Source organism: Streptosporangium sp. NPDC006007 (genome assembly GCF_040614315.1).
Taxonomy (GTDB): domain Bacteria; phylum Actinomycetota; class Actinomycetes; order Streptosporangiales; family Streptosporangiaceae; genus Streptosporangium.
Window position 1 is genome coordinate 1 of record NZ_JBEXUG010000001.1, and the last position, 21,967, is coordinate 21,967.

The following is a 21,967-nucleotide window of genomic DNA, read 5'->3' on the forward strand; positions in this document are numbered from 1 at the left end:
TGGGGTTGTATCTGAGCGGCGTTTGCCGGGTGGTCTTCGCCGATCAGGGCTTTTCGGGACGATTGGTGGCCTGGGCGCGCGAGGTGCTGGGCATCGTCGTGTTCATCGTCGCCAAGCCCGCCGGGCAGCGCGGCTTTCGGGTGCATCCCAGGCGGTGGGTGGTCGAGCGGGCCCTGGCCTGGCTGATGACGCATCGGCGACTGGCCCGCGACTACGAGCGTCAACCGGCAACGAGCGAGGCGATGATCCGGTGGGCGGCGATCAGCACCCTGCTGCGGCGAGTCACCCGAGGGTGCCCTGCTCAGCGACCCGGGCCACGGCCGCTCGAATGGGTCCGGTGAGGTTGGCGATCAGCTCTCAAACACCTTCTCAGCGATGGAGTCGCCATCCGGCGCGTACAGTGCCACCGCTGGGCTCTTCCTGCCCAAGGCATGCTCAGCGCCCCGGGCGAGATCGCGTTGCGTCCTCCCGTCATAGGAGGCGGTGACCATGAGGGTCGACAAGAAGAAGATCGTCATGACCGTCGACGCGGTGATCAGCGCCATGAATCGCAGCCTGCCGCCGTGCGCGTGCAGCCCTGCCCTCAGTCCGATTCGCAGGAGCTGCCACCACAGTGCGCGACTCGTCATGCTTCCGCTCCCGCCAGCCGGCCGGCGACCAGGTCGAGCCTGCGGTTGGCTCGGCGTGCCACGCTGCCGTCGTGTGTCACGACCACGAGTGCGCAGCCACGACGGCGAGGAAGATCGAAGAGGACGCTGGCCACTGAATCCCGGCTCTGTTGATCCAGTGCCCCGGTGGGTTCGTCTGCGAGGATCAGGGGCGGGTCGGTGATCAGAGCCCGGGCCACCGCTGTTCGCTGCCGCTCTCCGCCGGACAAATACGCGGTGGGCGTCTGACCGTGGGGGACACCAAGCTCGTCCAAGAGCACCTTGGCGGAGTCATACGCCGATCCACGATCCTGGCCTGCCAAAAGCGCCGCCAGCGCCACATTCTCCACCGGTGACAGTTCAGGAAGCAGCTCTCCAAATTGGAAAACCATGCCGACATGCTTGCGTCGGTGCATGGCCATCCGTCGTTTAGACAGCCGGGTCACGTCCTCGCCTGCGACGAGAACACATCCTCCGTCAGGTCTTGTCAGACCGAGAATACACGTCAAGAGCGTAGTCTTACCGGTACCGCTTGGCCCGCAGAGAGCGACCGATTCACCCTGATGAACATTGAGATTGAGTCCATTGAAGATCAGTGTGTTCGCGGCTGAATAGCGCAGCTCCTCGATGCGGAGAATGGGGGGACGAGAAGTGAGGTCTGTCACGGATTCCTTAGAATGGGGGCGTTGCCGGGCAGAGGTGACTTCGCCCTCGCCCGGCAACGTTGTCGCTAGTGGCTACCAGACCAAGCGCTGCAGTTGTCCGGCCACGCCGGGATGGTCTCGCATGCCCTCAGGTCAATAAGGGAGGAGCCGGTGTTGCTGTCTACGTAGGCACCGTCCGCCCCGTAGACCTCATACGACCTTTGCGTGGTGGGTGCGGCGCTTCTGTAGTACTGGTTGTACACGTGGCCGGGGTTGGTGGCCCAGCTGTTGTTCACCAGACGTACGATGTTACTGCCATGAGTGTAGGAATGCGCAACACCGTTGCTGGTGGAGGCGCTCATTGCGAAGGCGCCGGCAACAGGTGCAAGGGTGCTGGCTGCTAGTACGCCGCCTGCTAGTGTGGCAAGCGCCTTGACGGGCCGGTTGAACCTGATGGACACAGGTGTCCTCCTCTTGTATTGGTGGATGACGACGGGCGGGAGATATGTCGAATTTCCCCGTTCGCAGGTCCAATTTCGACGATTTCGGTCATCGAAATTCAAGTCTTGCTTTTATGTGGGGATCGCCTATGATCAGCGGGCCTGGAGCTCCTGCGGGATACGGTATTTGCTGGGGTAGGTGGAATATGCGGCGTGCTTTTCGTGAATATCCTGCCGGCCGATTAGTGCTGTGTTCGCCTTTGATTGGATAGTTCCGTCACCGTTTGGGGTCAGAGGAGGTGGCGGGCGAGGGGGGCGATGGGGTGGGGGGAGGAGAGCAGGTCGCGCAGGGTGTTCAGGTGGGTGTCGTCCCAGGCGCCGTGGCAGGCCAGGCCCGCCTCGTGGGCGGCCTGTTCCCAAGCAGGGTCGTCGCCCGCGCCCGCGGCGTGTTCGAGGCTCTGCAGCACGGTGGTCCCGTCGATCTCCATGACCAGCAGCGACAGCAGGTGCGGCCAGTGGATGGTCAGCGCCGCGAGCTTGGCGACCTCGGCGTCCGAGGCGGGCTCCGCTCCGGCGAGCACGCGCCGGTAGGTGAGGAAGGAGTAGAAGCGGAAGACGTTCACGTAGCGCTTGATCTGGCGGGGGTTGAAGAACGTCAGGGCCGGCAGCACGAACTCGATCGCCCGGTAGGCGTTCTCGTCGCTGTAGAGGCTGTCGAAGACCCGGTCGGCGGCCTCGCGCGTCGCCGAGGACAGCCCGCCGATCGTGTCCGGGCTTTCGACGCCCAGGGCCTCCTGTGCCAGCCTCGCCGCCTCGTCCAGGGTCACGGCCGTCGGCCGTAGCGCCCAGATGGCGTCCTCCAGGCGGCTCACCCGCGCCGGATCCGGCGGCTCCACCGACCGGGATCGGGGAACGGGGGAGTCCGTTCCGGGGGAGTGCGGTCCGGCGGCTTCCGAGGAGGGCCTCTGCCGGCCCGGCGCGCTCGCGGAGGTGGCCGGTTCGGCGGGGACGGCGGTCTCGGGCACGCCCAGCAGGGCCCGCACGAAGGCGGGCAGCCGGTCGGCGTCGTCGAGCAGCGGAACGCTCAGCGGCAGTTGCACGATCTTCTCCAGGAACCGCCAGCCCAGCCTGGACCGTCCGGCGTCCGGCAGCGTCTCCATCAGCTCCCGATAGGCGGCCTCCACGTGCGCGACGACCACCTCCGGCTCCATGGCCAGCACGAACACACAGTTCGGGAACTCACCCGCGAGGAACAGGTTGATCGCCTCGATGACCTGCGCCACCGTTCCCGGCGAGCACCGGTCCAGGTCGTCCACGAACACCACCAGCGGCCGGTCCTCGGTGGCCACCAGGTCGAGCACGTGCCGCATGTCGGTCTGCACCAGGTGCAGGAAACCGGTCCTGGACCGGTAGCCGGGACCGCCCACGACCTCGCCGGCGAACCTCTCGGCCGCGTCGCGCGCGAGCACGTCGGGCTGCTGGACCAGGCCGGAGAAGGCGCTGTTCGCCGACTCGCCGAAGAACCTCGCCAGGCGTACGGCGCCCATCCCGACCACGGCCACCGAGCCGGCCGAGCCGATCGCGGCGGCCGTGTTCCGCAGAAGGGCGTCGAGCGCGGGCAGCAGCGCGGTGGCGGCGAGCAGCGCCCCGGTGAGGACCAGCGTGGCCACCAGGCTGAGCACGAGGGGGGCGAGACGGGTCATCACCAGGTGATAGGCGCGCCGGCGCACCGCCTCCCGGTCGACCCTGGTGAGGTTGAGCTCCAGCCAGAACCGCTCCCGCTCGGCGCGGGGCAGCCGTTCGGTGACCTGGCTGATGATCTCGTGGGCGAGCCCGGCCCAGACCTGCTCGCCGTTCTGGTACATCCACGGGTTGAACCAGACGGTCGGCCGCCAGTCGGCCCGCGGTACCGGCAGGGGGCCGGGTACCGCCCGCCCCGCGCTCTCCGGGGGGCGCCGTCTGGCCCTGGCCAGCACCTCCCCGTTGGTCAGGGCTCTGTCCGGGTGGGAGCCGGGCAGATGGATCTCGGCGGGCTCCTCTCCCGCGGCTCCGGGGTCCAGCAGATCCTGGATCATCCGCATCAGGGAGGTCTTCCCGGCGCCCCACGGTCCCTTGACGCCGATGGTGAGCGGCGGGCGGGTCTCGGGGTGGCGGACGAACGCGGCGATGGCCTCGGCGTAGACCCGGTGCCCGAGCCGGTCCTCCGTGGTCCACCGGTCGGCGGTGAGCCGGGTCCTCGGCTGTACGGCCCGCAGCCCGGCCCGTCTGCGGCGCAGTACAGCGGAGGTCCGGGCGCTCTCGGCGGCCGACAGCCGCGAGTAGCCGAAGGCCCGCACGTCCGGGTGGACGAACGTGGCCGTCTCACCGAGCAGCCCCCACTCCCTGAGCTCGGAGGCGTCGCCGAAGACCTCGTCCACGGACTCGTCCTCGTCCAGGAGGGAGGCCCTGCGCAGCAGTTCCCTGGCCGGCTCGCTCAGGTGGAGCTCGTAGATCCGCCGGACGATCTCGGCGCCCGACACCGGTGGGGTGGGCCCGCCGAGCCGGGCCACGGCCTGGGCGAAGGCGGCGGGGGGTGCGGCGGACCGGTCTCCGGCCTGGGTCAGCGCGACGCCCTTGACGGCGCCGTAGGTGATCAGGATGGGGGTGCGGGCGGCTGAGGCGGTCGCGTAGTGGCGGAGCGCGTAGCCGTGCAGTTCGCCCACGGTGATCACTCCGTCGCCGTCGAGGTCGGCGGCTCGGGTCACCAGGCCCTCGGTGAGGACCTCGGTCAGGCTGCGCACCGGGCCGGGGAGCGTCTCGTCGAACCGCAGCGTCAGGGTGAGGGCCGCCGCGACCACCTGGGGATCTCCCGCCACGGCCAGCTGCCTGACCGGCTCCGCGGAGTCGTCGAGGGCGCTCCAGCCGAAGTCCACGATCAGCAGTACGGCCGCGGCCGGCGACCGGCCGACCTGCCGGCCGAACGCGCCGATCATCGACCCGAGCTGCCCGGAGGTCCAGCCGTCGTCGGAGGGCAGCCGGATCACCAGCAGGTCCCGCTCCTGCGCCGACCTGAGAAACTCCCAGATCCGTTCGCCGTCGGCCTCCGCGCCCCGGCTGTGCTCGGCGTCCACCGTGTAGCCCTCCGCGCGGAGCACGCTCGCCAGGCGCGCGTCCGGCCGTGAGCCGGCCGCCGGTGTTGGCGGCGCCGGTGCCGTGGCCGGTGCCGTGGCCGGTGTCACGGCCGGTGTCACGGCCGGTGTCAGGGTGGGTGTCGTAGCGGGCGGAGGCGTCGGCGCGGTCGCCCGGGTGATCGCCGGGACCGCCGGGGGCGCTGGAGCGGTCCGGGCCGTCTCGGCTGCCGGGGGCGTCTGGGCGGTGGGCGGCGCGGCGGGCGGGGACGCCGGGGCCGGGCCGGGGGAGGCGGCGGACGGGGGGCCGGACAGGGGGCCGGGCGGTGCGTCGAGGAAGATCAGAGCTCTGCGGGCACCCACCCGGGGGGCGGTCTCGAAGATCGGATTCGCGAACGCGAGTCCTTCGTTCAACGGTTCTCCCGGTCTGACGGCGATGTGATCCCACTCTGGACGCACCAGCGCCGGATAATGAGGATCTTGACGATAGGGCGACCTGTTTTGGGCAATTTTTGCCCTCCGGGTTCCGTAAAGTTTGGGCCCCGGAAGTCGCGTCGTTCACCTGAATTCAATGGATTTGTCGTGTACCGTCAACTCGCTTGTCATGCACTGTCAAGGCAGTGAGGAGACACAATGCTTCGTCGAACATTCGTGCGCGCGGGAGGTCTGGCCATCGGGACGGCCCTGGCCGGATCGCTCTGGCAGGACGCCGCCCGCGCCATCTCGCCGCAGGGGGACAGCCCCTATGGCCCGCTCGGCACACCCGACGCCAACGGGCTCGCCCTTCCGGACGGGTTTACCGGCAGGGTCGTCGCCCGCACCGGCAACCGGGTCGGTGGGATGCTCTGGCACCCCGCTCCGGACGGTGGTGCGTGCTTCCCCGACGGAGACGGTTGGATCTACGTGTCCAACTCGGAGATCCCGTTGCACGGTGGGGCGAGCGCGATCAAGTTCGGGTCCGACGGCACCATCCGCGGCGCCTATCGCATCCTCTCGGACACCACGCTCAACTGCGCCGGCGGACGTACTCCGTGGAACACCTGGTTGTCGTGCGAGGAGACCTCGCGCGGGCGGGTCTTCGAGTGCGATCCATACGGCGTGCGCACCGCGCTGCCCCGCCTGGCCATGGGCAGGTTCAAGCACGAGGCCGCCGCCTGCGACCCGGTCCGGCAGGTGGTCTACATGACCGAGGACGAGCGGGACGGCTGCTTCTACCGCTTCCGCCCCAACCGCTGGGGCAGCCTGACGTCAGGACGGCTGGAGGTGCTCTGTGTCGACTCCGACTCAGACACCGGACCGGTGATCTGGAAGCGGGTGTCCGACCCCGCAGCGGTGCGGGAGATGACCCGCTACCAGGTGGACGAGGCCGGTCACTTCCAGGGAGGAGAGGGCTGCTACTACGCCGACGGCGTCTGCTTCTTCACCACCAAGGTGGACAACCGGGTCTGGGGCTACGACGCCGAGCGCCAGCGTCTGGAGGTCGTCTATGACGCCGACGCCCCGCTGAAGGGCGTGGACAACCTCACCGGCACCCCCGGTGGAGATCTCTACGTCGCCGAGGACGGCGATAACATGGAGATCAACCTGATCACCCCCGACCGGACGGTCGCCCCGTTCCTCCGGCTCGACGGTCATCTCAAGTCGGAGATCACCGGTCCCGCCTTCTCACCGGACGGCAGCCGCCTGTACTTCTCCTCCCAGCGTGGTGTCCTCGGTGACCCCGCCGGGACCGACGGCTTCACCTACGAGGTCGCCGGGCCGTTCCGCCGCTGACCGGCCCGTTCCACCGACCGGCAGTCGGCGCCGGTCGGTCACAGGTCCGCCTTCACAGGTCCAGAGCCCAGACCTCCTCGACGACGCCGTCGGCGGCCTGTTCCTCGACGAGCTGGAAGCCCGCGGTGCGGTAGATCCTCCGGGCCCCGGTCAGCACGTCTCTGGTCCAGAGCATCATCCGCCGGTAGCCCGCGGCCCTGGCGAAGCGCAGGCACTCCTCGACGAGCCGCCGGCCGATCCCGGTCCCCCGGACGGACGGCTCCACCAGCAGCATCCGCAGCCGGGCCGTCTCGTCGTCCTTGCGCACGCAGAAGACGCACCCCACCCGTTCGCCGTCCATCTCGGCGATCCATCCGGCCTCGCGCAGCGGGTCGTGGGCGTCCCCGTAGTCGGCCACGATCCTGGCCACCAGCGCCTCGAAGTCCTGGCCCCAGCCGTACTCCCGGCTGTAGAGCACGCCGTGCCGGTACACCGTCCAGCCGAGATCCCCCGAACGCAGCGGGCGGATGACGTACGGCTCGGCCTTCCGGGCCCGGGTGAGGATCTCCCGGATCGTGGCCATGCTCGCCGCCAGCCGCCGCCGGTCCTCCTCGGTCGCCCCTCCCAGCAGGTCCCGCACCTGCGCCGCCGAGCGCTCGTCGAGGGTGGCGAACGTGTCCCTGCCCGCCCCGGTCAGCCGGATGATCTGCCGCCGCGCGTCGGCGGCCGACCGCTCCCGCACGAGCAGGCCGTCCCTCTCGAACCGCCCGAGCATCCGGCTGAGGTATCCGGAGTCCAGCTCCAGCAGCCGCCGCAGTTCCCCCGTCTCCATACGGTCCCGCAGGTGGAGCTCGAACAGCACCCTCACCTCCGTGAGGGAGAAGGGGCTGTCCAGAAGACCCTGCTGGAGCAGGCCGATGACCTCGGTGTAGAAGCGGTTGAACGCGCGGACCTCCGCGAGAAGGTTGTCCATACCTGACAGAATCAGCCGTTCCATTGACCTGGTCAATCAAAACGCCTAAGTACCATGCTCTCCGCACAGAACTGGTCTTGTCCGGCGAGGAAGCCGTCCGTGGGACACCCGTGTCCAGCCTGAGAGATGACTGCGCTAGGTTCGCAGACTGGTCGAGAACGGATGACGAGTCTTCGGGCGGCGCGGACCGCCCGATCCGGCGGCGGGAGCATGATGGCTGAGCTTGCGTACATCGGCGGGTACACCCCGGACACCGGGGGATCCGGGGTGGGAATCACCGTTGTGGAGCTGGGAAGCCTCGCGCGGCTCGGCGCCACCCCGGCCTCGGGCCCGTCGTTCCTCGCCGCCCACCCCCGGCTGCCGATCCTGTACGCCGTGGGAGAGGGCGAGCGGGGCACGGTCGGCGTCTTCGCCCGCGCCGGGCGCGGCGCGCCGGTCCCCCTGGCCCAGCGGCCGAGCGGCGGCTCGTTCCCCTGTCACCTGGCCGTCGACCCGTCCGGCACGCTGCTCGCGGTGGCCAACTACGGCGACGGCACGGTGACCGTGCACCGGATCGACGGATCCGGTCTCCTGACCTGCGAGGTACGGACCTTCCCCTACCGGGCGGGCGCCCACGCCCACCAGGCCGTCTTCGGCCCCGACGGCGTGCTGTACGTGGCCGACCTGGGCGCCGACGAGATCCGCCGCTACCTGGTCGAAGGTCAGGTGGCGCCGCACCCCGAGGGCCCGGTACGGCTGGCCCCGGGGATGGGCCCCCGGCACATGGCCCGCTCCGGGGACCACTGGTACGTGACCGGGGAGTCGGACGGCACGGTCCGCGTCTACGACGACGGCTGGCGCGAGGTCCGGGCCGTCGCCACCACCTCGGGCGCCGCCGCCCGCGGCAACCGTCCCTCGCACCTGGAGGTGTCCGACGGGCTCGTCTACGTCGCCAACCGGGGGCCCGACACGATCTCGGTGCTCTCCCCGCTCACCCTGGACCCGATCGCGGAGGTCGCCTGCGGCGGGGTCTGGCCCAGGCACTTCGCCGTCGCCGACGGCCGGATGTACGTGGCCAACCAGCGTTCCGGCGGCGTCGCCGTACTGGAGCTGAAGGACGGGATCCCCCGGCCGGGCGCGGAGGTGTTCGCGGTCGACACCCCCACCTGCGTGCTGCCGCTCTCCTGATCCCGCCCTGAGCCCATCCCGAGCCCGCAGCGGGGCCGTCGTGGGGCCGTCGTGCGGCCAAGAACCGGCCAAGTCGCAGGTGAGAGGCCTTGTGGGGGGTCATGCTGGTGACCATGTTCCGAGCGTCCACGCATCTGGCGATCACACTGATGGCGACCGCGGTGGTCGTCGGGTGCGCCGTCGTCGCCGACCGCGCACCCGGCCCGCCCGCGGCGATCCCCTCGCCCGCGGGCCTGCCCTCACCGGTACCCTCCTCCCTGGCCTCCCCGGCCTCTCCGGTGGAGAACCCCACCCCGGCGGGCATCGGGGCCGCGGGCGCGCCCGGCGCGGCCGCCGTCCCCGCCCCGACCGGCACCCCCGGCAACGCCACCGTGGCGGAGAACGCCAAGGAGGGCGATCCGCGCTGGCGGGTGACCAACCGCGGTGCCGAACACGAGATCGAGGGCTTCGCCGACCGGGTGAGCGTGCTGCCGGGTGAGCCGTTCCGGCTGTACGTCTCGACCACCGCCGACCACTACACCGCCCGGGCCTTCCGGATGGGCTGGTACGGCGGAGCCGGCGCCCGGATGGTCTGGGAGTCGGCCAGGACCCCCGGGGAGAGGCAGGAGCGGTCCAGGACGATCGCCGCGACCCGGGCGGTGACCGCCGGTCACTGGCGGCCGGGTTCGGAGGTGGACACCACCGGCTGGCCCGAGGGCTCCTACCTGATCCGGCTGGACGCCGCCACCGGAGGTCAGCGCTACGTCCCGCTCACGGTCAGGTCCGCCTCGACCCAGGGGCGCGTGGTCGTCGTCAACGCGGTCACCACCTGGCAGGCGTACAACCTCTGGGGCGGTCGCAGCCTTTACCTGGGCCCCGGCGGTTTCGAGGACAGGTCCCGCGCGGTCAGCTTCGACCGCCCCTACGACACCTCGGGCGCCCGGCTCTTCCTGGACCTGGAGCGCGACGCGATCGAGGTCGCCGAGCACAGCGGCGTCCCGCTGGCCTACATCACCAACCTGGAGCTCGAAAGCGATCCGCGTGTTCTCGACGGCGCCCGGGGCCTGGTCTCCCTGGGCCACGACGAGTACTGGTCGACCCGCATGCGCCGCACCGTGGAGGCCGCCCGCGACCACGGCACCAACGTCGCCTTCCTCGGTGCCAACGCCGTCTACTGGCGGATCCGGTTCGCCGCGACGCCGATGGGCCGCAACCGCATGATCGTCTGCCACAAGGACGCGGCGGAGGACCCGACCACCGACCGGTGGCGCGAGAGCGAGCCGGAGAGCTCGCTGACCGGCCCGATGTACAACTGTTTCCCCGCCGAGGCCGCCTATGTGGTCCACCGCGCCGACAGCTGGATCTTCGAGGGGACCGGGGTCAGACGCGGCACCACCTTCCCGGGCATGGCCGGGGTGGAGACCGACGAGGTCTTGCCGGGGGTGCCCCGCCCGATGGAGATCCTGTCGATCTCCCCGGTCGACTGCGGCGGCCGGGCCACGACCGCGCACAGCGCCTACTACACCGCGCCGAGCGGTGCCGGGGTGTTCAGCTCCGGCACGATGCGCTGGGTGTGCGCGATGCGCGGCTCCCGCTGCGGCCACGGCGTCACCGACCAGGCGGGACTCTTCGTCCGCAGGGCCACCACGAACATTCTGCGGGCCTTCGCCGCCGGTCCGGCCGCGCACGAGCACCCGGCTCGGGACAACCTCACGCCCCTGGGCCTGGCCGGCCCCCTCCGCGGGCGCGACGGCCACCGTGACCGCGACAGCCGCCCGGACAGCCGCCGCGACGGTCACCGCGACCGCGGCCGGGACGACGGCCGCGCCCCTGACGGCCGGCCCGACCGTGACGGCCGGCGGAGGCGCGGATCGCACTACACCCACGAGCGGGCCCGGTCCACCGCCTTCAGCCAGCGGGTGTACGCCGTGCCGTCCTGAACGCCGGGCTCGAAACGCCGCTCCAGGCTCCAGGTCTCGCGCAGCTCGTCCGTGGAGGACCAGACGCCGGTGCCGAGCCCGGCGAGGAACGCCGCTCCCAGCGCGGTGGTCTCCCGGACCGCGGGCCGCTCGACCGGCGTGCCGAGCTGGTCGGCCTGGAGCTGCATGAGCAGGTCGTTGCCGCTGGCGCCGCCGTCCGCCTTCAGCGTGGGCACCCGCAGGCCCGCCGCGCCGGTCATGACCTCCACCACGTCGCGCACCTCGAACGCGATCGCCTCCAGTGTGGCGCGGACCAGGTGGGCGCGGGTGGTGCCCCGGGTGATGCCGAGCACGGTGCCCCGGGCGCCGGGGTCCCAGTGTGGCGCGCCGAGACCGGTCAGCGCGGGCACGAACACCACGCCGCCGCTGTCGGGGACCGTGCGCGCCAGGGCCTCGGACTCCTGCGCGGTGTCGATCAGCCCCAGCCCGTCGCGGAGCCACTGCACGGCGGCGCCGGTGACGAAGATCGAGCCCTCCAGGGCGTAGGTGATCTCGCCGGACGGGGTCTGCCAGGCCACGGTGGTCAGCAGTCCTGCGTCGGACCTGACGGGCTCGGCCCCGGTGTTGATCAGGACGAAGGATCCCGTCCCGTAGGTGCACTTTACGTCGCCGGGGGAGAAGCAGGTCTGCCCGAACAGCGCGGCCTGCTGGTCGCCGGCCATGCCGCCGATCGGCAGGTCCAGGCCGAGGAAGGCGGCGGGGTCGGTCCGGCCGATCTCACCGTGGTTCGGCACGATCTCCGGCAGAGCGCCCACGGGCACCCCGAACAGCTCGCACAGCTCCGCCGACCACCCGCCGGCCCGGAGGTCGTACAGCAGTGTGCGGGAGGCGTTGGAGGCGTCGGTGACGTGCCGGGCGCCGCCGGTCAGCCGCGCCACCAGATAGGAGTCCACCGTGCCCACGACGGCGTTTCCCGAGGTCACGGCCGACCATGACCTGGGGTCGTGCTCACCCAGCCAGGTAAACTTGGTAGCGGTGAAATACGGGTCCAACCGCAGCCCGGTCAGCGCGGCCACCCCGGGCTCGTGCCCCGCCTCGCGCAGTCGCGCGCAGATCTCCGCCGTGCGGCGGTCCTGCCAGACGATCGCCGGGCGGGTCGCGGCGAGGGTGGCGGAGTCCCACAGGACGACGGTTTCGCGCTGGTTGGTGATCCCCACGCAGGACGGGACGGTGCTCGCCCGGTCCAGCGCGGTACGGCAGGCGGCCAGCGTGGCCTGCCAGATCTCCTCCGGAACATGTTCCACCCAGCCGGGTTCGGGAAAGTACTGGGCGAACTCCCGGTACCCCCGGGAGTCGACACGGCCGTCCTCGGTCACGACGAGCGCGGTGACCCCCGTCGTGCCGGCGTCGATGGCGAGAACGGACATAGGAGGCTCCTTCATTTTGGTCTAGACCACTGGCCTCTTCTGTGGGCAGAATGCGGTGCGTCGGCGGCCCAAACCCCCGCCGGCCGCGTTACCCCACTCAGTCTGGCCATCTTGTCTCGCAACCACCACTTTGCCGCGGAACCACTGTCGGAGGATGTCATGCGTGTTGGAGTGCTTACCGGGGGCGGCGACTGCCCCGGCCTGAACGCCGTTATCCGCGCCGTCGTGCGCAAGGGCGCCGGCGTCTACGGTTATGAGTTCGTCGGATTCCGCGACGGCTGGCGCGGGCCACTCGAAGGCGACACCATGCCGCTGGACATCCAGGCCGTGCGGGGCATTCTGCCGCGTGGCGGCACGATCCTCGGCTCGTCACGGACCAACCCGATGACGATCGAGGGCGGCGTTGAGAAGATCAAGGACAACCTGGCGGCGAACGGGGTCGACGCCCTGATCGCCATCGGCGGCGAGGACACGCTCGGCGTCGCCAAGCAGCTCTTCGACAAGGGCGTGCGGGTCGTCGGCGTGCCGAAGACGATCGACAACGACCTCAACGCCACCGACTACACCTTCGGCTTCGACACCGCGGTCAACATCGCCACCGAGGCCATCGACCGGCTCCACACCACCGCCGAGTCCCACCATCGCGCCCTGATCTGCGAGGTCATGGGCCGTCACGCGGGCTGGATCGCCCTGCACGCGGGCATGGCCGGCGGCGCCAACGTCATCCTCATCCCGGAGAAGCCCTTCGACATCGACCGGGTCTGCGCCTACGTGGAGTCCCGGTTCAAGACCCGCTACGCGCCGATCATCGTGGTGGCCGAGGGTGCCCACCCGATCGAGGGGCAGACCGCCCTGCAGGCGGGCGAGCTCGACTCCTTCGGCCACGTCCGGCTCGGCGGCATCGGGGAGACGCTCGCCAAGGAGATCGAGAAGCGGACCGGCAAGGAGGCCCGCACCACCGTACTCGGTCACATCCAGCGCGGCGGCACGCCCACGGCCTTCGACCGGGTGCTCGCCACCCGGTTCGGCCTGCACGCCATCGACGCCGTGCACGAGGGCCACTTCGGCGCCATGGTCGCGCTGCACGGCACCGACGTGGTCACGGTCGGCCTCGACGAGGCCACCAAAGAGCTGAAGACCGTGCCGGTCAGCCGATACGAGGAGGCCGAGGTCTTCTTCGGCTGACACCCGGGGCCTCCGGGCGTGAGGAGGGGAGTCGCCCCGGTCGGAGGCCACGGCGGATCCCTATCGCCTTGCAAACGTTCTGCAAGCGCCCGGCCCTAGCTTCGTGTCATGGGCGGCCGGCCGCCTGCAACCCCCTCCGTGTACGGCTTGCGTCTCGGCTGAGCGGCCCGCGATGACGCAAGCCGTACATCACCCCCTCGTCCTCCCGTCAATCGCCGGTGGAGTCGAACAGCGAGGGGCGCCTCGGCGTCTCGGCGGGGGCCGCCGGTGCGCCCGGCCACCCGTCGCGCAGGTGCTCCAGCTGGGCGATCAGTTCGGCGTCGTCGCGCATCTCCTGCTCCGAGGGCGACAGGATGACGGCCAGCAGCAGGCCGAGCGTGAGCAGGCTCACCACGGACAGCACGGGCAGCAGGAAGTCGACGCCGCGCGCGCCGGTGACCGGCACGGTGGAGACGCGGGGCTGCACCTCCAGCGCGAACATGCCGACGTAGTGCATGCCGGAGATCGCGACCGCCATGATCAGTGCCGCGCCGCCGGTGGCGGGCGCGCCGTTGACCCGCAGGGTGAACCAGAGCGCCACGGTGGAGGCGACGATCGCGATCACCACCGAGAGCGCGACCAGCGCCGGGTCGTAGGAGACGTGTGCCGACATGTTCATCGCGAACATGCCGAGGTAGTGCATCCCGGCCACACCGAGACCGGCGAGCACCCCGCCGAGCAGGAGCGCGCCGAACCCCGCGTTTCCCCGGGAGACCAGGAACAGGCCGGCGCCGACGACGATCATCGCCAGGACCGCCGAGCCGATCGTCAGGGGCACGTCGTAGCGGATCCGGCCGCCGCCCACGGCGAAGCCCATCATGGCGATGAAGTGCATGACCCAGACGCCGGTGCCTCCGATGGACAGGGCTCCGCCGATCAGCCAGCGCGCCCGGGCCGACCCCGTGGCCGTCCTGGCCTTGGCGGTGAGTAAAAGGCCGAGCATGCACCCGACGGCCGACATGAGATATGCCAGTACGGGGGTGAGCAGGCCGTATGAGAAGTGGTCTACATGGGACATGTTCTAGTTCTCCATCAGCGGGAAATCGGTGCATTATTACAGGTAAACACCGTCCAGCACGACGGCAGGGTCGGGGCCGTGACGGGAATAGAGGGTCCGTTCTGGCGGACCGTCGCGGTCTTCCGTGTCGCCTCCCTCGGATACGCGGCGGTTCTGCTCATCCGCGCCGGGGGATACGCCCACCCGGCGACCGGCCGGCTGGTCATCGCCTTCATGGCTCTCTGGACCGTGGCGACGGTCTTCGCCTACTCGGTCGAGGAGCTCCGCGGCCGGCCGCTGCTCGTCGCCGACATGCTCGTCACGCTGGGCTGCCTGCTCTCCACCCCGCTGGTGCTCCGCCTGGTCGCCAAGGGCCTGTCGTACGGACGGATCGCCGAGTGTCTCGTGCTCTCCCATCGGACCGTGCGCAACCACGTCCAGAACACGCTGAACAAGCCGCAGCTCCACAACCGCGTCGAGTGGGGCCGGCTACGCCATCGAGCGAGGACTTGACGAGTCGTAGGGCCGACTAAAGTTACAGGCGCGGGCATTGCCTTTACCCGATCGCGCGCGACACTTGGCGATAGCCCCACATTCCTCTCAGAGCTCCACCGGAGGTTGCACCATGACCATGTCCGCCTTGGGCGAGCCCTGCGTTCTGCTCAAACTGGGCGAGGTCGTCCTCAAGGGAAACAACCGCGAGATCTTCGAGCGCACCCTGCAGGCCAACATCAAGGCGGCACTCAAGGACCTCGACTTCAAGGTGGACGTACGGCAGCGGCACGGGGTCATCGCCCTCTTCCTCCCCGAGGGCTCCGGCGTCGAGCGTGCCGACGCGGTCGCCGAGCGCGTCGGCTACGTTCCCGGCCTGGTCTGGATCCACCGGGCCTGGCGGGTCGCCAAGGACCCCTCGGCGGTCACCAAGGCCGCGATCGAGCTGCTGGCCGATCGGGAGGACGTCAGACGCGGTGTCTCCTTCGCGGTCCGCTCCCGCCGCCGCGACAAGCGTTTCCCGCTCACCTCGATGGAGCTCGACCGCTCGGTCGGCGGGGAGCTCAACGACATCTACGGTCTGCCGGTCGACCTGAAGAACCCCGGCCTGGTGGTCTCCGTCGAGGTGGACCGCGACGAGGTGTTCGTCTTCACCGGAGGGCAGCCCGGCCAGGGCGGCCTTCCGGTCGGCACCAGCGGCCGCGGCCTGGTGCTGATGTCCGGCGGCATCGACTCCCCGGTGGCGGCCTACCGGATGATGCGCCGCGGCCTGCGGGTCGACTTCCTGCACTTCTCCGGCATCCCGTTCACCACGTCGGAGTCCATCTACAAGGCGTACGCGCTGGTCCGGGCGCTGGACAGGTTCCAGGGCAGGTCCCGCCTGTGGGTCGTCCCCTTCGGCAAGGCCCAGCAGTCCATCAAGGCCTCCGGTCAGGAGCGGCTCGCCGTCATCTCCCAGCGCCGCCTGATGCTCAAGACCGCCGAGGAGGTCGCCCGCCGGCTCAGGGCCAGAGCGCTGATCACCGGTGACTCCCTGGGCCAGGTCTCCTCCCAGACCCTGCAGAACATCACCGCCCAGGACGACGCGGTCGACCTGCCGATCCTGCGCCCGCTCATCGGCCTCGACAAGACCGAGATCATGGCAGAGGCCCGCCGCATCGGGACCCTGGAGATCTCCGAGCTCCCCGACGAGGACTGCTGCACCCTCCTGGCCCCCCGTCGGGCCGAGACCGCCGCGAAGATCGCCGACCTGAAGCAGATCGAGCGCCGCCTCGACGCCGAGGAGCTCGCCGTCCAGCTGGCCGGCTCCCTCCAGGAGTACAAACTCGACCGCTGACTCCTCGAAGATCGCACGCCCCCGATCGCCGGTGCGCCTGCCTGTGGCCCTCGGCTTCGCCTTACCCCAGGGTGTCGGGGCGTAGAACGTCAGCTCGGAGAATGCGAGCGATGTCTTGGACGTCGGCGTTGTGGCTTGTCTGTCTCCGGACTTCCTTCCTGATGGCGTCGATGACGACATCGGATAGGACGACCTGAGCCAGAGACTTGGCGGAGGTCGCCGCGCGAGCCTTCCACAGGTCATCGATCAGGCGGCGTTTGAAGGCTTCCTTGCTTAAGTAGAAGAGAGCATCCGTCTTCGCCGCCAACGTGGCCTCGCCGAGAAGGTCTACATCAAGAGCGAGGTCTATGACCACAGGCAACCCTCCGGTCATGTGATAGACCTGCCACACCTGGCCGTTGGTGAGGATCATCCACTCGACGCCCTCGTTCACGGCGTACATCTGCACCTGACGTAGGTGTCTCACATTGAGCTTCTGGCTGCAGCGCTTCACCTCGATGAAAGCGACGAGCTGTTTGTCGATGCGGATACCGTAATCCGCGAACTCTCCCTTTACCTGATACTCGGTCGTGAGTTCTTCGTATTTGTCGTATCCGAGTCCGTCGCAGAGGAAGTCGGTTACCAGAAGCCGAGTGTCTCCCTCGTTGGCGTCGCGCGCGACCAGATCGGCAAGAGGCTTGGAGTACCGCCGTATGGCGGCTCGGACACGATCCCGGGCATCCACCTCCCACTTCGGAGCAGTCCGGGGGGCGGATGGCTTCTTGGCCGGGGTGTCACGGCCCGGAGCGGCGAGGGGGACGGCCGTCTCATTGGCTTCTCCGGAGTTGACCATTGCGTTGACCGTCTGCTCAGTCATGACATCCACCCTGGAGCGCTAGTAGTGACAAGACAGGGTAAACGCCAGAGGTGCATTGAATACAGAGTGATCCGGTATCCAATAGGTCTCAGATTGCCGATGTGAAGCCCGCCTCCTTTAATGTGAATAAATTTCGTATCCTACCTCCTCTTGAATCAGGGCATATGCATAGAAATGGGAGAAGTGATTGAGGGCGGTGGCGGTCGGCGCAACGGTCTCACGCTTGGTTCGCGTGAACGGGGAGTGGACCCGGCCCGTATCTCGTGACCGTTTCGGCCCTGGAGACTCGCTCACCGGCCGGTGGTGCCGTCGATGCGCTCGCGGAGGAGATCGGCGTGGCTGTTGTGGCGGGCGTACTCCTGAACCATGACGGAGTAAACCTGGCAAAGGCTCATTTCGACCTTGCGCCGTGGGTCCATGATTGTCGTCACTTGATCTGTCGCGGTGGGTGCAGGCGTCCTGTTCCGTGCTTTTGTCAGTCGACTTTGAAGGGGTCGTGCTCGGTGAGGAATCTCTCCAGGCGGGCCTGGTCGACGCGGGTGGTGACGTCGGTGAGCTCCTGGCGGTCGCGGACGCACTTGGCCAGGGTGAAGGCCGAGGTGACGACGTACAGCACGCCGATGGCCGGGAAGGCCCGGACCCGGGTCTCGGCCGGGAGGTAGACGAGCCCGACGGCGACCGCCGAGACGGAGACGCCGAAGGGCGGGACCGGCTGGAGGCGGAAGGCGTTGGTGTGCCTCACCTGAATCGCTTTGGTCGTGGGGGAAACACTTGGTTACCTGTGAGTATGGTTGCCGGCGGGTACGGCCGACGGCTTGTGGCGCCGGCCGTACCCGCGAACACGGACGCCCATGACGGGGGTGGGGGCGGGTGTGGACGGAGGTCGGGTGGAGGGACGGATGAGGGGGACGGGGGTCAGGCGGAGGTGAGGGCGTCGCCGGTCGCGGTCTTGCCGAGCAGCGGCGGGAAGTCGCGCATCACCTCGGAGAGCTCGGCCAGGTCGCCGTCGACCAGGGCCTGGGGGCCGTCGCAGAGGGCCTGCTCGGGGTGGGGGTGGACGTCGATGATCACACCGTCGGCGCCGACCGCGATGGCGGCGCGGGTGAGCGGGAGGACCAGGGTCCGGTGACCGCCGGAGTGGGACGGGTCGACGATGACCGGCAGGTGGGACAGGCGCTGGGCGAGCGGGACCGCGGAGACGTCGAGGGTGTTGCGGGTCGCCGTCTCGAAGGTGCGGATGCCGCGTTCGCACAGCACGATGTCGAGGTTGCCGCGCTGGGCGATGTACTCGGCGGCCATCAGCCACTCCTCGATGGTGGCGTTCATGCCGCGCTTGAGCATGACCGGCTTGCCGATCCCGCCGACCGCCTGCAGCAGCGCGAAGTTCTGCGCGTTACGGGTGCCGATCTGCAACATGTCCGCGTAGGAGGCGACCAGTTCGACGTCGTGGGCGTCCACGACCTCGGTCACCACGGGCAGCCCGGTCTGCTCGCGCACGTCGGCGAGGATGCGCAGCCCCGCCTCGCCCAGCCCCTGGAAGGCGTAGGGAGAGGTGCGCGGCTTGTAGGCGCCGCCACGGAGCAGGGTGGCCCCGGCGGCCTTGGCCATCTCGGCGGCCTGCAGGGTCTGCCGCGGAGTCTCCACCGCGCACGGGCCGGCGATCAGGGTGACCGTGCCGGGGCCGATCGGCACGCCGCCGACCCGGACCGTGGACCGTTCGGGATGGTTGTCCCGGCTCACCAGTTTGTAGGGGGCCGTCACCCGCATCACGTCGGCCACCCCGCGCATCCCGCCCAGGTCGAGCGCGCTGAACTGGTCGACGTCGCCCACCAGGCCGATGATCGTACGGCTCACCCCCCGGCTGACGAACGCGTCGCCGCCCGCCGTGCCGATGACCTCGACGATCGCCTCGACGTCATCCTGTGTGGCGTCGGGGCCCATGACGATGACCATGTCTCTCCTCCGATTGTTCGACCAAGGGGTCCGTGAAAGCAGAAGGCCCCGGGTCCGTAATCCGGACCCGGGGCCTTCCGTTCGCCTGGCTGTCAGCGCAGCATCTGGCGGCGAACGGTCCGACCCACGGGTCCGTCGCCATACCAAAACCAGAACGCAGTACGCATCGCGGGCAATGGTAGCGCACGGCCGGGACGACCTCGGTGGTCCGGGGTCGCTACCAGGTGGCCGCCGCCGACGAGCCGGAGACGCGATGGCAGGATTGCCCCCTGTAGTCGGGAACCGGTGAACCGGCGAGGGGAGTGGTGGTGGAGCAGTCCGAACCTTCAGGGGAGGAGACCCGCCTGCCTCCCGGTCAGTACGTCCCCCGGGGACACCCGGTGATCCACTATGGGCGGGTGCCCGCCTTCCGACCGGCGACGTGGGAGTTCCAGGTCATGGGGGCGACCGCCTCGGGTGGGGCGCACCGGTTCGACTGGCAGCGGTTCTCCGAACTGCCGCGCACCACGGTCATCGCGGACTTCCACTGCGTCACGAAGTTCTCGATCATGGGAAACGAGTGGCGGGGGGTGTCCGCGGAGACCCTGATGAAGCTGGCTCCGCCCGCCCCGGAGGTGAGGCACGTGATGATCTGGGCCGAGTACGGCTACAGCGCCAACGTGCGGATGAGCGACTTCTCCGGCGCCCACACGCTGTTCGCCCTGGAGCTGGACGGCAGGCCCATCTCCCCGGAACGCGGTTTCCCCGTCCGGGTGGTCGTCCCGCACCTGTACGCCTGGAAGAGCGTCAAGTGGGTGCGCGCCGTGGAGTATCTCCTGGAGGACAGGCGCGGCTTCTGGGAGGAGCGCGGCTATCACAACGTCGCCGACCCCTGGCGGGAGCAGCGTTACTCCTATCAGGAGGAACCGGGTGAAGGGCCACCGTGATCGGTATTCTCCCCTGATTGACAGCCGGGGTTGACTACGGTTTTCCGCATGTCGACCAGTGTCTGGGCGCTGCTCTGCGCCGTCAGCACTCTCCTGGGATTCATCCTGCCCCGCCGGCGACAGGCCTCTCCACGCCATTCGGGGGAAGACGGCCTGCCGGACGAGACCACCTTCGCCACCCTCCACGTCGCCGCGCTGGCGGCTCCATCGCTGCGCGCCGGCCTGACGCGCGACTCCGCCCGCAAGGCGATCCGCCACCTGCGCACGCTCCTGGGCACCAGTGCGATCGCGGTCACGGACGCCGACGGGGTGCTCGCCTGGGACGGGGAGGCGGACTGCCACCGCGATCACGCGCCGGAGCACGCCCGCACCGTGCTCTCCTCGGGCCGGTCGCGGGTGGTGACCGGGGGCGCGCTCACCTGCGGCACTCCGGGGTGCGCGATCCGGGCCGCGGCCATCGTGCCGCTCACCGTGGACGGCCGGGTGGTCGGCGCACTGGCCGCCTACGACGCCGAGGTGGGCCCCGCGCTGGTCCGCACCGTCACCGAGGTGGCTCGCTGGGTCTCCTGCCAGCTGGAACTGGCCGAACTCGACTCCTCGCGGCAGCGGGCGATGGAGGCCGAGACGCGGGCGCTGCGCGCGCAGATCTCCCCGCACTTCATCTACAACTCGCTGACCACCATCGCCTCGTTCGTCCGCACCGATCCCGAGCGGGCCCGCGAGCTGCTGATGGACTTCGCCGACTTCACCCGGTACGCGTTCCGCCGCGAGCGGGACTTCACCACCCTGGCCGACGAGTTGCACTGCGTCGACCGCTACCTGTTGCTGGAACGGGCCAGGTTCGGTGAGCGGCTCCGCTTCACCGTCCGGGTGGCGCCCGAGGTGCTGTCGGTGCCGGTCCCGTTCCTCTGCCTGCAACCACTCGTGGAGAACGCCATCAAACACGGCATGGCCGCCACCGGTGGTTCCGGCGAGGTGCGGGTGCTGGCCTGGGACGCCGGTCGCGAGGCCCACGTCACCGTCGAGGACGACGGGCTGGGCATGGACCCCGAACGGGCCAGGCTGTTGCTCGACAGCTCGCGCCAGGAGCGCGGCGAGGGTGGCATCGGCCTGGCCAACGTGGACGTGCGGCTCCGGCACATCTACGGCAAGGACTACGGCCTGGTGGTGGAGACCGCGCTCGGGGCGGGCACCACGGTACGGCTGCGCTTACCCAAGTCTCCCCGCCGGAAATAGCTATTTGTAGTCAAAATATTACCTAAAGTTAGCGCGTCTCTTGCGGAGGGCGTGGTTTGCGGGCAGCGTGGGGCCATGTTGCGAGTCCTGACCGTTGACGACGAAGTCCCCGCGCTGGAGGAGCTGGCCTACCTCCTCCGCCGGGACTCCCGCATCGAGCACGTCTCGACCGCCTCCGGCGGCGTGGCCGCGCTCCAGGTCATGGTCCAGATGATCGGCGCGGGCGAGCGGCTCGACGGGGTCTTCCTCGACATCCGGATGCCCGGCCTGGACGGCCTCGACCTGGCCCGGCTCATCGCCGGCTTCCCCAACCCTCCCCGGCTGGTGTTCGTCACCGCCCACGAGGACTGCGCGGTCCGCGCCTTCGAGCTGGAGGCGGTCGACTACCTCCTCAAGCCCGTCCGGCCCGACCGGCTGGCGGAGGCCGTACGGCGTCTGGAGTGCGCGGCGGCGACGACCGGCGAGCCGGACCCCGACGACGTCATCCCGGTCGAGCTGGGCGGCCGTACCCGGTTCGTGGCCCAGCAGGCGGTCCGATTCGCCAAGGCCAAGGGCGACTACGTACGGCTGCACACCGTGGACGGCAACTACCTGGTGCGCATGTCCCTGGCCGCGCTGGAGCGCCGCTGGGCCGGGGCGGGCTTCATCCGCGTGCACCGCAGCACGCTGGTCTCGACCCGGCACGTGAGCGAGATGAACTTCGACGGCGGCCGGGTGACGCTGCGGGTGGGCGCGGAGACACTCCCGGTCAGCCGCCGCCACACCCGGCGGGTGCGCGAGCAACTCGTCCGCCAGACCCAGGACCGCCCCCCGCCACCCGGCTCGCCCCGGTAGCCTCCGGTCCGCCGGTCCGGGAGGGTGCTGGAGGCCCGCCGGTCCGGAAGCCGACCGC

20 protein-coding genes and 2 pseudogenes are annotated in these 21,967 nt (G+C 69.8%); 11 read left to right on the plus strand and 11 right to left on the minus strand.

From position 1 onward, the window contains the following. A partial coding sequence (locus ABZ194_RS00005) for a transposase (RefSeq protein ID WP_355589762.1) occupies nt 1-341 on the plus strand: 341 nt, incomplete at its 5' end. A 9-nt stretch (nt 342-350) separates the two neighbouring features. On the opposite strand, the gene ABZ194_RS00010 is transcribed toward ABZ194_RS00005, so the two are convergent. From ABZ194_RS00010 to ABZ194_RS00025, 4 genes are all read right to left on the minus strand, one after another. Then, on the minus strand, nt 351-629 hold the full coding sequence (locus ABZ194_RS00010) for a hypothetical protein (protein WP_355589765.1): 279 nt from the start codon (nt 627-629) through the stop codon (nt 351-353). Then, a complete protein-coding gene (locus tag ABZ194_RS00015) occupies nt 626-1,312 on the minus strand; it encodes an ABC transporter ATP-binding protein (RefSeq protein ID WP_355589768.1) in 687 nt (228 codons plus the stop codon). Before ABZ194_RS00015 ends, ABZ194_RS00010 begins: the two co-directional genes overlap by 4 nt. Nucleotides 1,313-1,377: 65 nt before the next feature. Further along, a complete protein-coding gene (locus ABZ194_RS00020) occupies nt 1,378-1,752 on the minus strand; it encodes a hypothetical protein (RefSeq protein ID WP_355589771.1) in 375 nt (124 codons plus the stop codon). A gap of 269 nt (nt 1,753-2,021) precedes the next feature. Continuing rightward, entirely contained in the window at nt 2,022-5,252 is a 3,231-nt protein-coding gene (locus tag ABZ194_RS00025; RefSeq protein WP_355589774.1) for a P-loop NTPase fold protein, read from the minus strand. 219 nt (nt 5,253-5,471) lie between these two features. Between ABZ194_RS00025 and ABZ194_RS00030 the strand changes: the two genes are divergently transcribed. Continuing rightward, on the plus strand, nt 5,472-6,611 hold the full coding sequence (locus tag ABZ194_RS00030; protein ID WP_355589777.1) for an alkaline phosphatase PhoX: 1,140 nt from the start codon (nt 5,472-5,474) through the stop codon (nt 6,609-6,611). A gap of 52 nt (nt 6,612-6,663) precedes the next feature. Here ABZ194_RS00030 and ABZ194_RS00035 read toward each other — a convergent pair whose 3' ends face one another. Further along, nucleotides 6,664-7,563 (minus strand): helix-turn-helix domain-containing GNAT family N-acetyltransferase, encoded by a 900-nt coding sequence (locus ABZ194_RS00035; protein ID WP_355589780.1) that lies wholly within the window; start codon nt 7,561-7,563, stop codon nt 6,664-6,666. Nucleotides 7,564-7,776: 213 nt separating this feature from the next. On the opposite strand from ABZ194_RS00035, the gene ABZ194_RS00040 reads away from it, so the two are divergent. Together ABZ194_RS00040 and ABZ194_RS00045 are read left to right on the plus strand one after the other, a co-directional pair. Further along, nucleotides 7,777-8,730, plus strand: a complete 954-nt coding sequence (locus ABZ194_RS00040; protein ID WP_355589783.1) for a beta-propeller fold lactonase family protein — start codon at nt 7,777-7,779, stop codon at nt 8,728-8,730. Between the two features lie 113 nt (nt 8,731-8,843). Next, nucleotides 8,844-10,649, plus strand: coding sequence for a N,N-dimethylformamidase beta subunit family domain-containing protein (locus ABZ194_RS00045; protein ID WP_355589787.1), 1,806 nt, complete (start codon nt 8,844-8,846; stop codon nt 10,647-10,649). Here the strand turns inward: ABZ194_RS00045 and glpK are convergent. Next, nucleotides 10,586-12,055, minus strand: coding sequence for a glycerol kinase GlpK (glpK, locus tag ABZ194_RS00050; RefSeq protein ID WP_355589790.1), 1,470 nt, complete (start codon nt 12,053-12,055; stop codon nt 10,586-10,588). The genes ABZ194_RS00045 and glpK overlap by 64 nt on opposite strands. A 159-nt stretch (nt 12,056-12,214) precedes the next feature. Here glpK and ABZ194_RS00055 point away from each other — a divergent pair, with 159 nt between their 5' ends. Continuing rightward, the gene (locus ABZ194_RS00055) at nt 12,215-13,240 is read left to right on the plus strand and encodes a 6-phosphofructokinase (protein WP_355589793.1); all 1,026 of its coding nucleotides are present in this window, start codon (nt 12,215-12,217) and stop codon (nt 13,238-13,240) included. 208 nt (nt 13,241-13,448) lie between these two features. On the opposite strand, the gene ABZ194_RS00060 is transcribed toward ABZ194_RS00055, so the two are convergent. Continuing rightward, nucleotides 13,449-14,297, minus strand: coding sequence for an MHYT domain-containing protein (locus tag ABZ194_RS00060; RefSeq protein WP_355589796.1), 849 nt, complete (start codon nt 14,295-14,297; stop codon nt 13,449-13,451). On the opposite strand from ABZ194_RS00060, the pseudogene ABZ194_RS00065 reads away from it, so the two are divergent. The 3 genes and pseudogenes from ABZ194_RS00065 to thiI all read left to right on the plus strand — a co-directional run. Continuing rightward, nucleotides 14,289-14,570: pseudogene (locus tag ABZ194_RS00065) on the plus strand (DUF5931 domain-containing protein); the annotation flags it as partial. The gene ABZ194_RS00060 and the pseudogene ABZ194_RS00065 sit on opposite strands and share 9 nt — an antisense overlap. A 57-nt stretch (nt 14,571-14,627) precedes the next feature. Then, nucleotides 14,628-14,799: pseudogene (locus ABZ194_RS00070) on the plus strand (LuxR C-terminal-related transcriptional regulator); the annotation flags it as partial. Between the two features lie 102 nt (nt 14,800-14,901). Continuing rightward, entirely contained in the window at nt 14,902-16,104 is a 1,203-nt protein-coding gene (gene thiI, locus ABZ194_RS00075) for a tRNA uracil 4-sulfurtransferase ThiI (RefSeq protein WP_355589799.1), read from the plus strand. A gap of 61 nt (nt 16,105-16,165) precedes the next feature. Here the strand turns inward: thiI and ABZ194_RS00080 are convergent, their stop codons facing one another. The 4 genes from ABZ194_RS00080 to aroF form a co-directional block, all read right to left on the minus strand. Continuing rightward, nucleotides 16,166-16,960, minus strand: a complete 795-nt coding sequence (locus ABZ194_RS00080; RefSeq protein WP_355589802.1) for a type I restriction enzyme HsdR N-terminal domain-containing protein — start codon at nt 16,958-16,960, stop codon at nt 16,166-16,168. 290 nt (nt 16,961-17,250) lie between these two features. Then, a complete protein-coding gene (locus ABZ194_RS00085) occupies nt 17,251-17,538 on the minus strand; it encodes a DUF664 domain-containing protein (protein WP_355589805.1) in 288 nt (95 codons plus the stop codon). Further along, nucleotides 17,436-17,702: a YiaA/YiaB family inner membrane protein gene (locus tag ABZ194_RS00090; protein ID WP_355589808.1), complete on the minus strand. Its 267-nt coding sequence runs from the start codon at nt 17,700-17,702 to the stop codon at nt 17,436-17,438. Before ABZ194_RS00090 ends, ABZ194_RS00085 begins: the two co-directional genes overlap by 103 nt. A 173-nt stretch (nt 17,703-17,875) precedes the next feature. Beyond that, entirely contained in the window at nt 17,876-18,913 is a 1,038-nt protein-coding gene (gene aroF, locus ABZ194_RS00095) for a 3-deoxy-7-phosphoheptulonate synthase (RefSeq protein WP_355589811.1), read from the minus strand. Between the two features lie 305 nt (nt 18,914-19,218). On the opposite strand from aroF, the gene ABZ194_RS00100 reads away from it, so the two are divergent. From ABZ194_RS00100 to ABZ194_RS00110, 3 genes are all read left to right on the plus strand, one after another. Then, entirely contained in the window at nt 19,219-19,839 is a 621-nt protein-coding gene (locus tag ABZ194_RS00100) for a molybdopterin-dependent oxidoreductase (RefSeq protein WP_355589814.1), read from the plus strand. 48 nt (nt 19,840-19,887) lie between these two features. After that, nucleotides 19,888-21,075 (plus strand): histidine kinase, encoded by a 1,188-nt coding sequence (locus ABZ194_RS00105; protein WP_355589817.1) that lies wholly within the window; start codon nt 19,888-19,890, stop codon nt 21,073-21,075. 75 nt (nt 21,076-21,150) lie between these two features. After that, a complete protein-coding gene (locus ABZ194_RS00110; RefSeq protein ID WP_355589820.1) occupies nt 21,151-21,909 on the plus strand; it encodes a LytTR family DNA-binding domain-containing protein in 759 nt (252 codons plus the stop codon). The last annotated feature ends 58 nt before the right edge of the window (nt 21,910-21,967 follow it).